The 15,225-nt window shown below is 65.8% G+C and carries 13 protein-coding genes; 5 read left to right on the top strand and 8 right to left on the bottom strand.

Annotated features, from left to right (window positions below; translation table 11 throughout):
- Positions 1-271: 271 nt before the first annotated feature.
- The gene (locus VHC04_RS06490) at positions 272-745 is read right to left on the bottom strand and encodes a YbaK/EbsC family protein (protein WP_325679236.1); all 474 of its coding nucleotides are present in this window, start codon (positions 743-745) and stop codon (positions 272-274) included.
- A gap of 182 nt (positions 746-927) precedes the next feature.
- Positions 928-1,341, bottom strand: a complete 414-nt coding sequence (gene arfB, locus VHC04_RS06485; RefSeq protein ID WP_325679234.1) for an alternative ribosome rescue aminoacyl-tRNA hydrolase ArfB — start codon at positions 1,339-1,341, stop codon at positions 928-930.
- A gap of 171 nt (positions 1,342-1,512) precedes the next feature.
- Between arfB and VHC04_RS06480 the strand changes: the two genes are divergently transcribed.
- Positions 1,513-2,850, top strand: coding sequence for an ABC transporter substrate-binding protein (locus VHC04_RS06480; RefSeq protein WP_325679232.1), 1,338 nt, complete (start codon positions 1,513-1,515; stop codon positions 2,848-2,850).
- A gap of 140 nt (positions 2,851-2,990) precedes the next feature.
- Here VHC04_RS06480 and VHC04_RS06475 read toward each other — a convergent pair whose 3' ends face one another.
- A complete protein-coding gene (locus VHC04_RS06475; RefSeq protein WP_325679628.1) occupies positions 2,991-3,710 on the bottom strand; it encodes a sulfite exporter TauE/SafE family protein in 720 nt (239 codons plus the stop codon).
- 78 nt (positions 3,711-3,788) lie between these two features.
- Here VHC04_RS06475 and VHC04_RS06470 point away from each other — a divergent pair, with 78 nt between their 5' ends.
- The 3 genes from VHC04_RS06470 (at position 3,789) to VHC04_RS06460 (ending at position 5,978) form a co-directional block, all read left to right on the top strand.
- On the top strand, positions 3,789-3,995 hold the full coding sequence (locus VHC04_RS06470) for a hypothetical protein (RefSeq protein WP_325679230.1): 207 nt from the start codon (positions 3,789-3,791) through the stop codon (positions 3,993-3,995).
- A gap of 155 nt (positions 3,996-4,150) precedes the next feature.
- Positions 4,151-4,435: a septal ring lytic transglycosylase RlpA family protein gene (locus VHC04_RS06465; protein ID WP_325679228.1), complete on the top strand. Its 285-nt coding sequence runs from the start codon at positions 4,151-4,153 to the stop codon at positions 4,433-4,435.
- A gap of 193 nt (positions 4,436-4,628) precedes the next feature.
- Entirely contained in the window at positions 4,629-5,978 is a 1,350-nt protein-coding gene (locus tag VHC04_RS06460; protein WP_325679226.1) for a tetratricopeptide repeat protein, read from the top strand.
- Positions 5,979-6,194: 216 nt separating this feature from the next.
- Here the strand turns inward: VHC04_RS06460 and VHC04_RS06455 are convergent, their stop codons facing one another.
- The 5 genes from VHC04_RS06455 to VHC04_RS06435 all read right to left on the bottom strand — a co-directional run bounded on the left by VHC04_RS06455 (position 6,195) and on the right by VHC04_RS06435 (position 14,111).
- Positions 6,195-7,796, bottom strand: a complete 1,602-nt coding sequence (locus VHC04_RS06455; protein WP_325679224.1) for a GMC family oxidoreductase — start codon at positions 7,794-7,796, stop codon at positions 6,195-6,197.
- A 7-nt stretch (positions 7,797-7,803) separates the two neighbouring features.
- Entirely contained in the window at positions 7,804-8,805 is a 1,002-nt protein-coding gene (locus tag VHC04_RS06450; protein WP_325679222.1) for a phosphotriesterase family protein, read from the bottom strand.
- A 154-nt stretch (positions 8,806-8,959) separates the two neighbouring features.
- A complete protein-coding gene (locus VHC04_RS06445; RefSeq protein ID WP_325679220.1) occupies positions 8,960-10,423 on the bottom strand; it encodes a carboxylesterase/lipase family protein in 1,464 nt (487 codons plus the stop codon).
- Positions 10,424-10,625: 202 nt separating this feature from the next.
- The gene (locus tag VHC04_RS06440) at positions 10,626-13,427 is read right to left on the bottom strand and encodes a phosphoenolpyruvate carboxylase (RefSeq protein ID WP_325679218.1); all 2,802 of its coding nucleotides are present in this window, start codon (positions 13,425-13,427) and stop codon (positions 10,626-10,628) included.
- A gap of 261 nt (positions 13,428-13,688) precedes the next feature.
- Positions 13,689-14,111 (bottom strand): cupin domain-containing protein, encoded by a 423-nt coding sequence (locus VHC04_RS06435; RefSeq protein ID WP_325679216.1) that lies wholly within the window; start codon positions 14,109-14,111, stop codon positions 13,689-13,691.
- A gap of 228 nt (positions 14,112-14,339) precedes the next feature.
- Between VHC04_RS06435 and VHC04_RS06430 the strand changes: the two genes are divergently transcribed.
- Positions 14,340-15,221, top strand: a complete 882-nt coding sequence (locus tag VHC04_RS06430) for a TauD/TfdA dioxygenase family protein (protein WP_325679214.1) — start codon at positions 14,340-14,342, stop codon at positions 15,219-15,221.
- Positions 15,222-15,225: the final 4 nt, after the last annotated feature.

Here is a 15,225-nt window from a genome sequence, read left to right as displayed (position 1 = left end):
AGGACCGGGAGGGAGGCCCTCAATAAACATGCCCGCCCCAGCCCCCAGCGCGACCAGGTCGCCCTCCATGGTCCTTCCTGAAGCCATTTCAGATCGCAACCCGCCTGCGGTTGTCCGAGCCAGCCGCGCCACAAAAATCCGCCTCTGACAACAGAATGTCGGTTCGAGTCCGACCGCCCGCACCAGGCTATGGCGGGTCATTTCGTGTCGGTCTCGGGGACGGGACACGCCGGCAAGGGGACGGCGGACGGATACCAACCGCCAAGCGGGCCTATCGCTTCGCCACATCCGCGAAGGTGGCACCGGTCAGTCGCTCCAGATCGGCTGGCGTCAGCTCGAATACCGCGTTTGGAGAGCCCGCCGCCGCCCAGATCCGCGGAAAGGCGGCAAGGTCCCGGTCCAGCAAGGTGAGCGGCGGCGTGCCGTGACCGACCGGCGCCACGCCGCCCACCGCGAAACCGGTGTGGTGCAGCACGAAGGCGGGATCAGCGCGCCCGATCTTCTGACCCAGCAGGGCAGCGACCTTCTTCTCATCGACCCGGTTGACACCCGAGGCCACGACCAGAACGGGCTGCCCGTCGGCCGCCTTGAACACCATCGACTTGGCGATCTGCGCGACGTCGCAGCCAATTGCGGCGGCGGCGTCGGCCGAGGAATGGGTGCTCTGTTCGAATTCCAGCACCCGGAAGGACTCGCCCAGGGTGGCCTGGACGCGCAAGGCGCCCTCACTGGCGGCAGGCTTCATCGTATCCCCATATGCCATGACGTCACCGCGGCGCGATGCTCCGGCGGCGCCGTCCGTCGTAGCCAAAGCCATGCCGCGCGGCAAACAGGGCCGCCATCCGCGCCGCGCCGTTCCTATTCCCGCATGAAAACCGTGCCGCGCCACGAACGCCGCGTCGCCTTGCTGGGGTGGGGTCGGCTGTCCTATTCGGGCGGCGCGCGGCGGCCATGTTTGACGGCGGCACGATGGGCCTTGGCGTCCAGCCGGCGCTGGCGGGAGGACGCGGTGGGCTTGGTTGCGACCCGACGCACCGGCGCGACGCTGGCCTGCCGGATCAGGCGGATCATTTCGGTCAACGCGGCGGCGCGGTTGCGGTCCTGCGACCGGTGCTGCTGGCTGGTGACCAGTAGATGGCCTTCCCGCGTCAGGCGCCGGCCGGCCAGCTTCTCCAGCCGAGCCCGGACTGGTGCGGGCAACCCGGCTCGATCCAGGTCCAGGCGGAGCTGCACTGCCGTTGACACCTTATTGACATTCTGCCCGCCGGGGCCGGAGGCACGCAGAAAGGTCTCCTCCAGCGCCGCCGGGTCCAGCGACAGGATGCGGGTGATCGGGATCATCGGCCTCGCACCGTCATCATAAAAATAACAATCATCATAATGCCACGGATCCAGTCGCTTGCCACGGAACGGGCTTGTTTGCGATCTCTTTCTGCGTGATAGTGATTGCCAACAAAATGAGACAGGCCTGCGTCTGTTCAATTCAGGGTTGCTTACGTCGGAGACCATATCATGCAAGCGAAGATCACTCGCCGGAAGGCGTTGCGCGTAGGAGCCGCCGCAGCGGCACTGCCACTGGTGCATATTCGGACCGCGGGGGCCGCGGGCAAGCTGACCTGCGCACTGTGGGATCATTGGGTACCCGGCGGCAACGACGCGATGCGCAAGGTGGTCGCGGCCTGGGCGGACAAGAACAAGGTCGATGTACAAGTCGATTTTCTGACCGCCATCGGCAACAAGATCAACATCACCATGGCCGCCGAAGCGCAGGCCAAGACCGGGCACGACATCTACGCATTCGATATGTGGACAGTGCATGAATTCGCCGATTCGCTGGTCTCCGTGGACGACCTGATGAAGACGTTCATCAGCAAATACGGCAAGATCGGCCGAGCGTATGAATACCTTGGCAAGGCCAACGGGTCGTGGAAGGCCATCCCGGTCGCCTGGGGGTCGGCGCCGCTGACGCCGTGCGCGCGGATGAGCATGTTCAAGAAGTATGCGAACGTTGATCTGCAGGCATGGTTTCCTGCCCACCCGTCGACCCCGGAAGCATCCAAGGACTGGACCTACGATACGCAGCTGAAGATCGCCGAGGCCTGCGCCAAGGCCGGCTATCCGTTCGGCTTCGGCTGTGGGCAGACGACCGACAGCAACCAGACCTGGGGCTCGATGTTCGGGGGCTTCGGTGCCGACCTTGTGGATGAGGCCGGCAACATCACCGTCGACTCCGACAACGTGAAGGAAGCGATGGAATACGCCCAGCGGATGGTGCCGTTCCTGCCGAACGACACGGTCAGCTATGACGACGCGTCGAATAACCGCGCGCTGATCTCCGGCAAGTCGGCGATGATCTACAACCCACCTTCGGCCTGGGCGGTGGCCAAGCGAGACGCGCCGCAGATCGCCGAGGATTGCTGGACCTTCCCCAACCCGCGCGGCCCGAAGGGGCGCATGGTGCCGATGCGGCCGTATTTCTTCGGCATCTGGTCTTTCGCGCAGAACCAGAGCGCTGCGAAGGAGCTGCTGGCCTATCTGGGTTCGCGCGAGCAGATGGAAGCATTGACGACTGCCGTCTCCGGATACGACATTCCGCCTTACCTTTCGATGTCGGACTTCAAGATCTGGGAGGAGGTGGAGCCGCCGAAGGGCGTCGTCTACAATTACCCGATCCGTCCCTGGCACGACGCCGAGTATTATGTGACCGGCTGGTCCGGCCCGCCGGAAATCGGCGTGCTGGCCTGGAACCGCGGGCTGATTCCCACCATGGTGTCGAAGCTGGTCGCCGGCCAGACCATCAAGCAGGCTACCGACTGGGCGAAGGACGAACTGGAAGGGTTCCGCCGCTGATCCGGTGACGCCGGCAATGGGTTGCACCGGTCGCATAGGCGCGGCCGGTGTCACCAGCCAAGGTGGTTCGCCAAGGCGAATTGCCAGGTGAAGTTGCCAATGGAAGTTGCCCGGGGGACAGTCGGGCGGGGTGTCGGCGATCAGGCCCCCCACATGCTGATCAGGGTCCGTCCGATCAGCAGCGTCGCCAGCATCGTCAGGGTGATCAGCGCCGTCAGCCGGTGATGGCGCGGCTTTGCCCGGTGGAAGGCCAGCGTACCCAGCCACGTGCCCAGGAACAGGACCGGCAGACACGCGGCGGCCCAGATCAGCGTGTGGCGGGTGATCAGGCCGCGCACCACCATTGGCAGGCCGGTGGCACATCCGGCGATCATGAAATAGACGATGGCCGTCGCGCGGATACGGTGCGGATTATGCCCGCGCGCCATCAGGTAAACGATGATCGGCGGTCCGCCCATCGAGGAAAACCCGCTTATCACCCCCGCCAGCAGCCCGACGGCGGCGGTCAAGACCCGTGACGGCTCCGGTGGCAGCCGCGCGCCACGGTGCAGCAGCACCACCGACACCACGATCATCGCCCCGATCAGCAGCCGCACCGGATTGGGCGCCAGCACCGTCAGGATCGCGATCCCGGTCGGCACCCCCACGATCAGCCCCGGCACCAATTGCCGCACCGATCGCCAGTCGCAGAGATGCATCGCGTCCCGCAGTCCGCCGATCCCGACGACGATCTGCAGCGCCACCACCAGGGGCACGACCTCGGCCGGTGGCAGTACCAGACTGAGCAGAGGCACCGCCGCAAGGCCAAATCCAAAGCCCGTAAAGCCGCGAAGCACGGACGCGGCCAGGATTCCGGCCATCGTGAAAAGGAGGCTGTAAGACATTATAATTGCTTTATTTTTATTGTTTTTAGGCGATGCCTGGACAGGCGGCGTCTGGTGGAAAAATGCACATTGGTGCCGAAAAAATCGCCGCTGCGGGTTGCCATGCCGGAAGAACGCAAGCATCTTACCGCGCATGCAGCGGGGGGCAACCTCTTGCGGCCTGAAAAAGCGCCGCAATTTCGCCACATTGGCGAAAGCACACAGCACAACGTCGATCATTACGATCGCGTTGATGGGGGACTATTGTCCTTTCAACCGTGAACGAAACGGTCGTTCAGTCTTTGTTAACCGATCGACTGTATAAGCGGCGGGACATGATGCGAAAATATTTTGTTCTTGGATTTATTGCGCTTTCGGCTATGGGTTTTCACCCCGCCAAGGCAAGGGCCGGCGATACCGAGGCGTCGGAGGCGGGCATGCAGCAGGGCATCGCGTCGTATTACGGGCCACGTCAGAACGGCCGGCGCACCGCCGATGGCAGCATCTATCGCCCGCATGAGATGACCGCGGCGCATCCCTATTTGCCTTTTGGCACCCGCGTCCGTGTCACGCTGCTGGACACCGGCCGGTCCGTCATCGTCACCGTCACCGACCGGTTGCCGTCACACCGCCGGATCGTCGATCTGTCCGCCGCCGCCGCGCGGGAACTGGGGATAATCCGTCGCGGTATCGCCATGGTCTCCCTGGCGCCCGTCTCCTGAGAGCAGCCGCCTCTTGAGGACATCCGCCTTCTAAAGTCGCCGATCTCCTGAAAGACCGGCCTGCCGAGGTCGCCGCTTTCTAAATCCGGCCTGCGCCGGTCAGACCTCCCTCTGAGCCGACCCTCAAAACTTGCGCCGCCGATTGGGCCATCCCCGGTCATGCTGTAGCCTGACCGCCAGGGAGGGACCATCCATGCTGAAAGACCGCCGCGACCTGCCGTTGACCACCGCGTCGGACGCCGTCGTCGCTGCCTTCGACCGAGCGGTCGACGGATACCTGGAATACCGCGCCGACCTGATGGAACGGATCGACGCGCTGCTGGCCGCCGATCCCGATTTCGGCATGGCCCATGTCTTCAAGGGCTACATGATGCTGGCCGGCTACCGCTCCGACCTGCTCCCCGCCGCCCGGACTGCCGCGGCCGCCGCGCGCCGGGGCACCGCGGCCGCCACCGAGCGGGAGCAGGCGCATGCCGCTGCGCTGACCCATTGGGCCGAGGGGTCGGCCGACCGCGCCATCGCCGTGTGGAACCAGATCCTGGCCGACGATCCGCGCGACATCCTTGCCTTCCGTGTCGCCCACTTCGTGAATTTCTGGCTCGGTCGCCCCGAAGCGATGCTGACCTCGGTCCTGTCGGTGGAAAGAGGCTGGAATGCGGACTTGCCGGGCTATGTCGCGATCCTGGGCTGCCGCTGCTTCGCCCACGAGGAATGCGGCTACTACACCGAGGCGGAACATGCGGGGCGGGAGGCGATCCGGCGCGATCCGACCGATCTGTGGGCGGCGCATGGCGTGGCGCATGTGCTGGAGATGACCGGCCGTCGGCGGGAAGGCATCGACTGGGTCGTCGGGCTGCAGGGCCGTTGGGATGGCGGCAATAACCTGAAGCACCATCTGTGGTGGCACCAGGCGATGTACCATCTGGAACTGGGCGAGATGGACAAGGTATTGGCGCTATACGACGCCGGCTTCCGTGACATGGCCTCGCCGCTGACCCGCGCGGCGCCGGATCTGTATATCGATGTGCAGAACGCGGCGTCGATGCTGTTCCGGCTGGGCCGGCACGGCGTGGATGTCGGCGATCGCTGGGGCGAACTGGCCGACAAGGCCGAGGCGCGAATCGGCGACTGCCAGTCCGTCTTTACCCTGCCGCACTGGATGATGGCCCTGGCCGCGACCGGCCGTGACGCGGCGGCCCGGCGCATGCTGGCCGCGATGCGGGACGTCGCCGCCACCGAGGGGGAAATTCCGGCGCTGGTGCGCACGATCGGGCTACCTGTGACCGAGGCGGTGCTGGCGAACGGGCAGGGCCGCCACGCGGACGCGGTGGCGCTGATGCGGCCGGTGGTGGGCGAGATGTACCGCACCGGCGGCAGCCACGCACAGCAGGACGTGCTGGAGCAGATGTACCTGGATTCCGCGTTGAAGGCCGGTGCCGATGACGACGTCCGGCTGATGCTGGAGCGCGCGGCCGGTCGCCACCCGGTGCCGCCGTCCCGGCGGCGGGGCTACGCGATGGCGGTGACGCGGCTGGCGGCCTGAGTCGGGGGGGCACCTGATGCAAGCGGCGCTAGTGCCGACCGTTCCGCCGTTGCTTCGCGTCAGGACGGAGGGGATAGGCTAGAACGCGATCACCTGAAGCCGACGGTCGGAGGGCGTGAATCGCGCCCCTGGATCAAGGAGTTGCTAAAGCGTGATAGGTCACCCTGACCCTGGCATGCTTTTTCGAGCCCTTGGTTTGTCCCCGGCCGACGGCGTTCAAGCCGCTACCTTCTGATCCTCTTTGATCATGTCGGCGCCCTTTTCGCCGATCATGATCGTCGGCGCGTTGGTGTTTCCCGTCGTCAATGTCGGCATTACCGAGGCATCGATGACCCGCAGCCCCTCGATCCCGTGCACGCGCAGCCGCCAATCGACCACGGCGGACGGGCCGTCGCCCATGCGGCAGGTGCCGACCGGGTGATAGATCGTGGTGCCCCATTGCTTGGCATAGCTCAGCAGTTCGTCATCGCTGGTGACGTTCGGGCCCGGCAATGTTTCCACCTTGCTGTACTTCGCGATGGCGGGGGAGGCGAAGATGTTGCGGGTGAAGCGCATCCCGGCGATCAGCACCCGCGCATCGGCGGGGTCGGACAGATAGTTCGGTGTGATGATCGCCGGCTTCGTCGGATCCGCGCTGCCGGCCATGATCGTGCCGCGGCTGTCCGGCCGTACCGGGCACACGGCGACGGTCATGCCATCCTCGCGTTCCAGCTCGCCGAACCTCATGTTGTCGTAGCTTGCGGGTGTGAACAGAAGTTGCAGGTCCGGACTGGCCTTTTCCGGTGATGAGCGGGTGAACACCTGGGCCGTCGTCACGCCGAAGGTCAGTGCGCCGCGGCCTTCCACGAGGAACCGCGCGACCTGCCAGGCCAGGTGCACGCCGCGGGCCAGGCGATTGATCGAGACCTCGCCCTTCACCCGGTGCGCGATACGGGCGACATAATGGTCCTGCAGGTTGGTGCCGACGCCCGGCAGGTGGTGCACTACCGGCACGCCGATCGATTGCAGGTGTTCCGCCGGGCCGACGCCGGATATCTGCAGCAGGTGCGGGGAGTTGATGGCGCCGCCGGACACGATCACTTCCCGCCGCGCCTTTGCCTCGATCTCCCTGCCATGCTGGCGGAAGCGGACCCCGACGCAACGCTTGCCCTCGAACAGCAGCCTGCCGGCCAGTGCCTCGGTTTCGACCTGCAGGTTTGGGCGGCCTTGCGCCTCCTTCAAGAATGTCTGCGCCGTGGAACCGCGCCACTTCCCCTTGCGGGTCATCTGCGAATAGCCGACGCCTTCCGCCTGTCTTCCGTTCAGATCCTTGCTGAACGGGTAGCCGGCCTGTTGCGCCGCCTCGATGAAATGGTGCGTCAGAGGAAGGATGGTGCGGTAGTCCTCGACCTTGAGAGGTCCCCCCTTGCCACGGTAATCCAGATCGTTGCCTTGCTTGTAGTCCTCGGATTTCCGGAAATACGGCAGCACATCGTCAAAACTCCAGCCGCGGCAGCCCATCTGCGCCCAGCCGTCGAAATCGGCCGGATTGCCGCGCACGTACAGCATGCCGTTGACCGAGCTGGACCCGCCCAGCGTCTTGCCGCGCGGCCAGTAGATCTTGCGTCCGCCGCTGCCTTCCGTCGCCTCCGCGTTATAATTCCAGTTCACTATCGGATGGTGCAGCAACTTCAGCATGCCGGCGGGGATGTGAATCCACAGCAGCGAGTCCTTGGGACCGGCCTCCAGCAGGATGACCTTGGCCCCGGTTTCGGAAAGCCGAGCGGCGACGACGCAGCCGGCGGAGCCGGCGCCGACGACGATGTAGTCTGCCTCCATCAAATCCTCAGGCGTGGTTGGGAAGAGGCAAGGCTTCCCCGGCGAAAAAGCGGCGCGGGTTGTCGTGCAGGATGGAATCGATCTCCTGCTGGGTCAGGCCACGCTCTTTCAGCATCGGAACGAAATCGGTGAACAGGTAGGTATAGGGTGGTGGCCACCTGCCTTCGGCGCGCAGAGCGTCGATATGCGCCTGTTCCTGCGGGGAGACCTGGCGGGCGAACTTGCCCAGCCAGCCGCAATGGCGGTCCTGGCTCATCATGATCTGCGCGCGGTGGCCGCTGCGGACCAGCCGCACCAGGTTATCGGCGCGCACCTCATCCGGCTGGAAGCGCAGCAGGCCGATGCGGTCGAACCCGATATAGGAGCCGCCATCGACGACGCGGCGGTGATAGGCGGGGTCGGCGTTGCCGCAGCAATGGCCGATCAGGCAGCGATGCGCCGGCACACCGCCCGCGGCGAACAGCTCCTGCTGCTCCGGCGCGCCGTGGCCGTCCTGGGTATGGGTGATGATCGGCACGCCGGTGGCCTTCTGCGCCAGGCAGGCGGCGTTGAGGAATTTCGTGTCCAGCGCGGTGATCGGCTTGCCGGTGGCGACCTTGATGGCGCCGGCCTTGACGCCGGTGTTGCCGATGCCGTGCAGGATCTCGCGGACATAAAGGTCGGCGATCTCCTGCTCCGTCCGCGCGCGCCAGTAGACTGGCAGGCCCATTTCCTCGAAATAGAAGCCGGTGGTGCAGATCACCTGCATTTCCGATTTTTCGGAAATTTCCTTCATCAGAGCGGCGTCGCGGCCCAGCTCGATCGGGCAGGGATCGACGAAGCTGCGGACGCCGTGGTCTTCCCGCAACTGACGCAGACGCTTCACCGCCTCGGCGACGAAGGCGGCGCGGTCGAACACGGCGGTGGGATCGAACTCGGCGCCGGGAAAGGCGATGAACAGATGCTCGTGCATCAGGGTGCGGCCGAGCTGGTCGAGGCCGATCGGGCCGGTGACGGTCTGGATCTGCATGATGGCGTTCCCCCTGGTCTGTCCGTTGCAGGGGTTGTAGCACGGCAGAGGCGGTGCGCCATGGGGCGGCGTCAGGCGGTCCCCGTGATCTCCTGCCACAACCGACGCCCCTCGGCGCGCGGATCGTTTTCGATCCGGCACGGTGTGTCGATCATCAAGGTCGCCCGGTCCCGCGTGTCATAGGTCGGCCAGGTCGGAATCCCCGATGGTCGGGCCGTCCGTTGCGGGCGAAGGCGGCCCAGACGCCGGATACCGTATCGGCCAGCGCATGCGCCGCCGCGCCGCCATCCGTGGCGTTGGTCAGGTCCAACGTGTTGAATACGAACGGCACGTCCAGCACATGCGGCGCTTTCAGGCGGCCGTCCAGCACCGGCGTTTCCCACTCGAACGAATACATCCAGACGGGGCCGCGGTTCTTCGCGGCGCGCCGCTGCGCCAGCACCAGGGAGCGGATGCGGAAATTGGCGTCGGTCGCGATCGCCAGCAGGCGTTCCGCCGGGTTCAGGTGGCCATACAGCCTGCCATACACATCCAGCACATCATCGGTCCGCCCGCCGGCGAGGGCGGCGACGCGGTCGCGCAGCTCCGCCTCGGTCAAGGTGCGGTTCCAGAACCGGTCATCGGCGGCGAGGAAATATGCCGTCTCATCCTTCATGTCGCCGATCATCAGCGGAATGTCGGCCGAGATGTCGGGTGCCGCCGGATCGAAGGGCTGTGCCGGCAGGATATCGCCATCGACCACCGGGCCGAACGGATACCGGTCCAGCAGCGGCATGGGCGAGGGGCCCAGCGCCTGCTGCGCGGGATTGACCGCGGCCAGAAGATCGGATGCCGGAACGTCCAGCAGCGCCTCGGCCGAAGTCAGCCCCAGATGGCGCAGCACGCACGCGGTCAGCGCGTGCGCCCTCTCCTGCGTCCGCAGCCGCACGGCGGCGCCGCTTTGGATGATCGCGCGGTGGAACAGGCCGGCGGCGCGCGGCATCGCCAGCAAGGTGCTGACCTTGCCGCCGCCGCCGGATTCGCCGAACACGGTGATGTTGCCCGGATCGCCGCCGAACGCGGCGATGTTGTCGCGCACCCATTCCAGCGCCGCGATCATATCCAAGGTGCCGGCGTTGCCGGAATGGCGGAACGTTTCGTCGCCGACGGCCGACAGGTCCAGATGGCCGAAGATGTTCAGCCGCTGGTTGACGTTCACCACCACCACGTCGTTCTGCTTCGCCAGCCGCGATCCGCGCAGCCGCGCCGCATTGGCATTGCCGTAGGAGAAGGCGCCGCCGTGGAACCAGACCATCACCGGCCGTTTCGCGGCAGGATCGGGATCTGATATCCGGACTGCGGGCGTCCAGACATTGACGGTCAGGCAGTCCTCGGTTTCCGGCGAGGAATCCGGCTCACCGGAGAATGTCGCCATCTCCCGCCGCGGTGCCGGCAGCAGGCCGGTCTGCGGCGCCTTGCCGGTGAACGCGCGGCAGTCGCGGGTCCCGCTCCAGGCGGTCGGGGCGCGGGGCGGGCGGAAGCGGTCGGCAACGGCATAGGGGATGGTGCGGAAGGCCTGAACCCCTTCCTCGATCAGGCCGAGGACCTTTCCGGATGTCGTTTCCGCTGTCGGACCCATGGATCGCCTCCCGCACCACGCGCCTGTCGACGCCCTGCGAGTCCTCCATAGCGCGGATCGGGCCGGTTCGTGAGGCCTGCCTGGAATGGCGCAAGTCCCGCCACTGGCGAGTCCACACGGCCGGACATGTCAGCCATGCGCGACGTCTATTCGGAGGAAAGGCATGGATCAACGATCCGGCCGCGCGGGCTCGCCCGTCCGGTCAGCCGAAGGCGCCGATCTCATGGGTGATCGCGGTGGCGATTTCCCGTACCATTCCAAAATAGCGGGCGATCGGCTTGAAGATCTCCTCATGCTCCTTCGCGTACGCCGTTGTGCGGCGTTTCGGCGCCGGTTCGGCATAGTCGCAGCCGGCGGCGGGATCGCCGGCGATCGGGAAGATCTCTCCCAGCAATTTCAGAGACGCATCGATGTCCAGCTGCAGGATCGCGGCCTCCAGCCCCTGCCGGGTGACGGAGTGCCGCGGCGAGAAATCGGGAATTTCCGACGCCAGCAGCCAGATGCGGTGAATCAGCGCGAGGCGCAGCGCATGCAGCAGCACCTCGCGCGTCTTCATATGCGGCACATCCTTCCACGCGGCGCGCAACGCCAGATGGTCGGCGGTGATGCGCCGGAACATCGACTGCGCGTTGGCCCAGATGCCCAGTCGCTCCAATGCCCGTGCCACCGATACCAGCGCTTCCCGCCGGCCCGGCCGCTGGGTATGCGCCGCGCGGTCCAGCCAGGTGCCGGGATCCAGCGAGGCGATCACCGCCCGCAGCACGTCGATGTCGGAATGCGCCAATGCGTGCGTCGCGAGGTCCATGGCGCGCCTGAACCGCCGGCTCTTCTCCCGCATCTCGGTGAAGGTTTCGGGATGGCGGGCGGCGGCGGTGCCAATGCCCTGCAGCGTGTTCGCGCACCAGCCCAGCTGCTGGAGAATTGCGTTGTTCGGGATCGCCCGCAGCTCCCGCGGATGGCGGATGCGAGCCCCGCCGACCACGCCGTCGGCCTGCCGAGCAGAGGGACGGGAGCCGGTCTTGTCCAGCAGGGAGGGACCGAAGGCGCCCAGCAATGCGCCATAGCCGGCATCCTCGACCAGTTCCTCCATGCCGTTGCGGATGGTGGCGAAGAAATCCGCCGCGAAGTCGGGATCAGCGTAGACCGGGTCCTCGATCACACCGGCGCGTGGCTGGTAGGTTTGCTCGGCGATGCGGGTGATCGTTGCCAGCGCCAATTCCGGCGTGCCGAACAGCATATAGCCGTCGCCACCCTGGAACGCCGCCTCCTCCCGCACCTGCAGCCCGGCCGCATGCATTGAATGGCGCGACGCGGTGGGTGACAGGTATTTCAGCCGATCGGTCAAGGATCCGGGATGCGAGCCGCGGCCGATGCTTTCGCCATGGGTGTCGAACAGGATGACTTCGACGCCGGAGACGCCGCTCTTTTCCAGCACCTGGGCGATCTTCATGCGCAGCCGCTCGATCAGATAGCTGGCGGCGAGCTGGCCGATATAGCGGCCGGAATCGGAATAGCCGAACTGCAGCGCCAGCTTGCCGGTGCGCTTCAGGTAGTCGCGGTAATGCGGGCTGCGCAGCGCTTCCTCCAGCACATGCGCGCCCTGGTCCAGTGCGTCCGCGGTCTCGAACAGCGGCGAGATCTCCACGCTTTTCTCGATCCCGCAGAGCCGGGCGAGCCACAACGCGGCGAGCAGCGTGTAGCCGGTTTCCGTCTCGGCGATCAGGAAGCGGACAGGCTTGGAACTGTCCACGTGCTTGACGATCTGTGCCACGACCATCATCAGCCGGGCGGCGGACGCCTGCTCTGAGATCAGCGCGCCGAAATCGATCGGTTCCGGCGTGACCGTATCCAGCGCATGGTTGATCGCGGCAAACAGCGCCCGGCGGCGGGACGGGTCCTCGGGCGCGTCGGAGATGCCCAGCCGCTGGCGGACCACGTTGTGGACCTGCTGCGAGTTCAGCCGCACATGCATGTGTGCCATAGCCAGGCCGTGCGACACGACCCCCGCCCGCGCAACGGCAAGCGCCAGTCGGTCCGGTTCGGCGGCGTGCGCCATCGCGTCATCGAACAGGGGCAGCAGCGGGTCCGGCGAGCCCAACGCTGTATCCTTCCCATGGATCAGCACCTGGGCGAAGGCGGCGACCTTGCTGGGTTCCGGCGCGTCCGGCGCCAGGCCGATCTGGCGATCCACCACGTCGCGCGCGGCGGCGATCCGATCGGCCAGCCCCCTGGCGGTGGGCAGGGAGGCGATTTGCGCCAGCAGCCGGTCCAGTTGCAGCCGCTTGTTTTCCAGCCGCAGGCGCAGCGTGTCCCACCAGCCGATATCGGTGCGTCCGTCGGTGTCGTAGCCCACCCAGGTGGACAGGATGACCGGTGCCGGATTCAGCTGCATCCAGCGATCCGGCCAGGCGCTGCGCGCCACCGACAGCAGCGCCGCGTTGAACCGGTCGATGGCGTCGCGGCCATGCTGGATCGCATGGACCGATTGTTCGAACTCGGCGCGCAAGGTGATCGGTGGCGGGCGATGCGAATCGAAGTGGATGTCCGCCGGCCGGCCGCTGGCGGTCTCCACCAGGATTTGGTTGACGTCGCGCGGCAGGGCGAAAGTCGGGTGGGCGGTGAACACCGCAGCGAAGCGCGTGCGCTCCGTCAGCGCCTGGTATTCCGCCCAGCGGACAGGGCTGTCATTCGGGTCCGGCCGCAGCAGATGCTGTGCCAGGCCTGCCAGGATTGCCTCATTGGCGGTGATATCGATGCCGCCAAGATAGGCCGACACCCGTTTCGCCCGATCGGCGAACGCTTCATCGCGCAGGTACCGGATAAGGCCGTTGATGTCGTCCTCGGTGAGGGAGCCGGTGTCGAGCCGGCGGGTGATCGCCAGCGAGACCAGCAGGACCGGATTGCCGAACGGGTCTTCATCGGCCCGGGCGCCGAGACGCGCGGTGAGGTCCATGAGTTCCTGGGCGAGTGAGGCGGAGGATGCGGGCACGGGAACGTCTGGCATTGCGGCACTGTGACGAATCTTGTGCGCCGCAGCAAGTCTATCGCGGTCAGGTTTTGATAATTTTTGCCTATGAATTAGGCCAAAGTTTCGATTGGATTAATGAATAGGCAGAAAATTTTTGCGATCTGGTGGATGGAGCATCGAAACGAGCAGCATTGGTCACACTTATGGCGTGAAGCAGGACGCGGCCAGTCCCGGGCGGTGGCCGGTGAAGCCAGGCCGCAACCCCGGCCAGCGGGACCGCGGCCTGCGATGGGAATTTCAGGTGCGGCCGGGGGGCGGGTCGCAGACCACGGTCTTCATCTCGGCCGGCACGGAGACTTCCAGCAGTTCCAGTTCGTCCGCCGTGGCGGTTTCATTGTGGCGCATGCCGCCGGGAATCATCAGCGAGTCGCCGGCCTTGAGGCGGACTTTTGTGCCATCCTCAAACTCCAGGTCGACCCAGCCCTTCAGCATGAAAACCAACTGGTGCTCGCAAACGTGGTAATGCCAGCCGGTGGGCTTGCCGAGGCCCTGGGTGCAGGACGTCACCTGGGCGCGCATCCGTCCGTTGGTGGCGTCGGTCACGCCCAACTCCCGGTACTTGAAGAAGGAGCGGCGACCTTCCTTGTAGACGGGGTTGCTCGCGTCGGAATAAGCCAGTGTGCCATTGGCGTTTCCGGTATCCGTCACGGCGTCGTTCATGATCGTTCTCCCATGTCTAGCGTCTCTTGACGGCTTCTGACCTCGCGGACCCTGCTGGCTGCGATCCTGATGCAGCTAATACCCATCCGCCGGCGACGGCAACCGGGCGCGCCAACGCCAAGAGGAGCGCAACACGGGAGCGTCTCGCATTGCATGTCCGGCGGGCGGGTGCCACAAACGGACAACAAGAACAATCCCAAGCGACGCAAAAAAGAGGATTTCGGAACCATGACCATTGCAGTTCGTCCGATGCACCCGGTCTTCGTCGGCGAAGTCAGCGGTGTCGACCTGCGCCAGCCGATGACCGCATCCGAAGTCGAGGCGCTGACCGCCGCGATCAACCAACATGCCGTCCTGGTGTTTCATGGCCAGGCGATCGACGACGCCCAGCAGCAGGCGTTCAGCCGCAATTTCGGCGACCTTGAAACCACCGTCAGGGCGTATCGGAGCGATTTTATCCCGCGGCTCGACCTGCATATGGCCGATATCTCCAACCTGGATGAGAACAACAAGATTCTGCCGAAGAACGATCGCCGCCGCCTGAACGCGCTGGGCAACCGGCTATGGCACTCGGACAGCAGTTTCAAACGCGTGCCGGCCCGTTTCTCGCTGCTATCGGCCCGTGTCATTCCGTCCTGGGGCGGCGAGACGCAGTTCGCCGACATGCGCGCCGCCTGGGATGCGCTGCCAGACCGGATGAAGGCGCGGCTGGAAGGCCTGATCTGCGAACATACCCAGCTGTTCTCACGCGGCCGGATCGGCTTCACCGACTGGTCGGAGGAGGAGCTGGCGAAGATGGCGCCGGTGCCGCAGGTGCTGGTGCGTACTCATCCGGGATCGGGGCGCAAATCGCTGTTCCTGTCGTCGCATGCCGGGCGTATCCGCGGCATGGAGGAACCGGAGGCGCGCATGCTGCTGATGGATCTGAACGAGTTCGCAACCCAGCCGCAATTCGTCTACACGCATCAGTGGCAGGTCGGCGACCTGGTGATGTGGGACAACCGCTGCACCATGCACCGCGCCCGCGAATACGATGAGACCGAGGCGCGGGACATGCACCGGACCACGGTGTCCGATGGCGTGCCGACGGTGCTGGACCAGGCCGCGTAGCAAC

The organism is Rhodopila sp., from assembly GCF_035548095.1.
Classification (GTDB): Bacteria; Pseudomonadota; Alphaproteobacteria; order Acetobacterales; family Acetobacteraceae; genus Rhodopila.
This window is presented reverse-complemented; position numbering and strand designations above follow the sequence as displayed.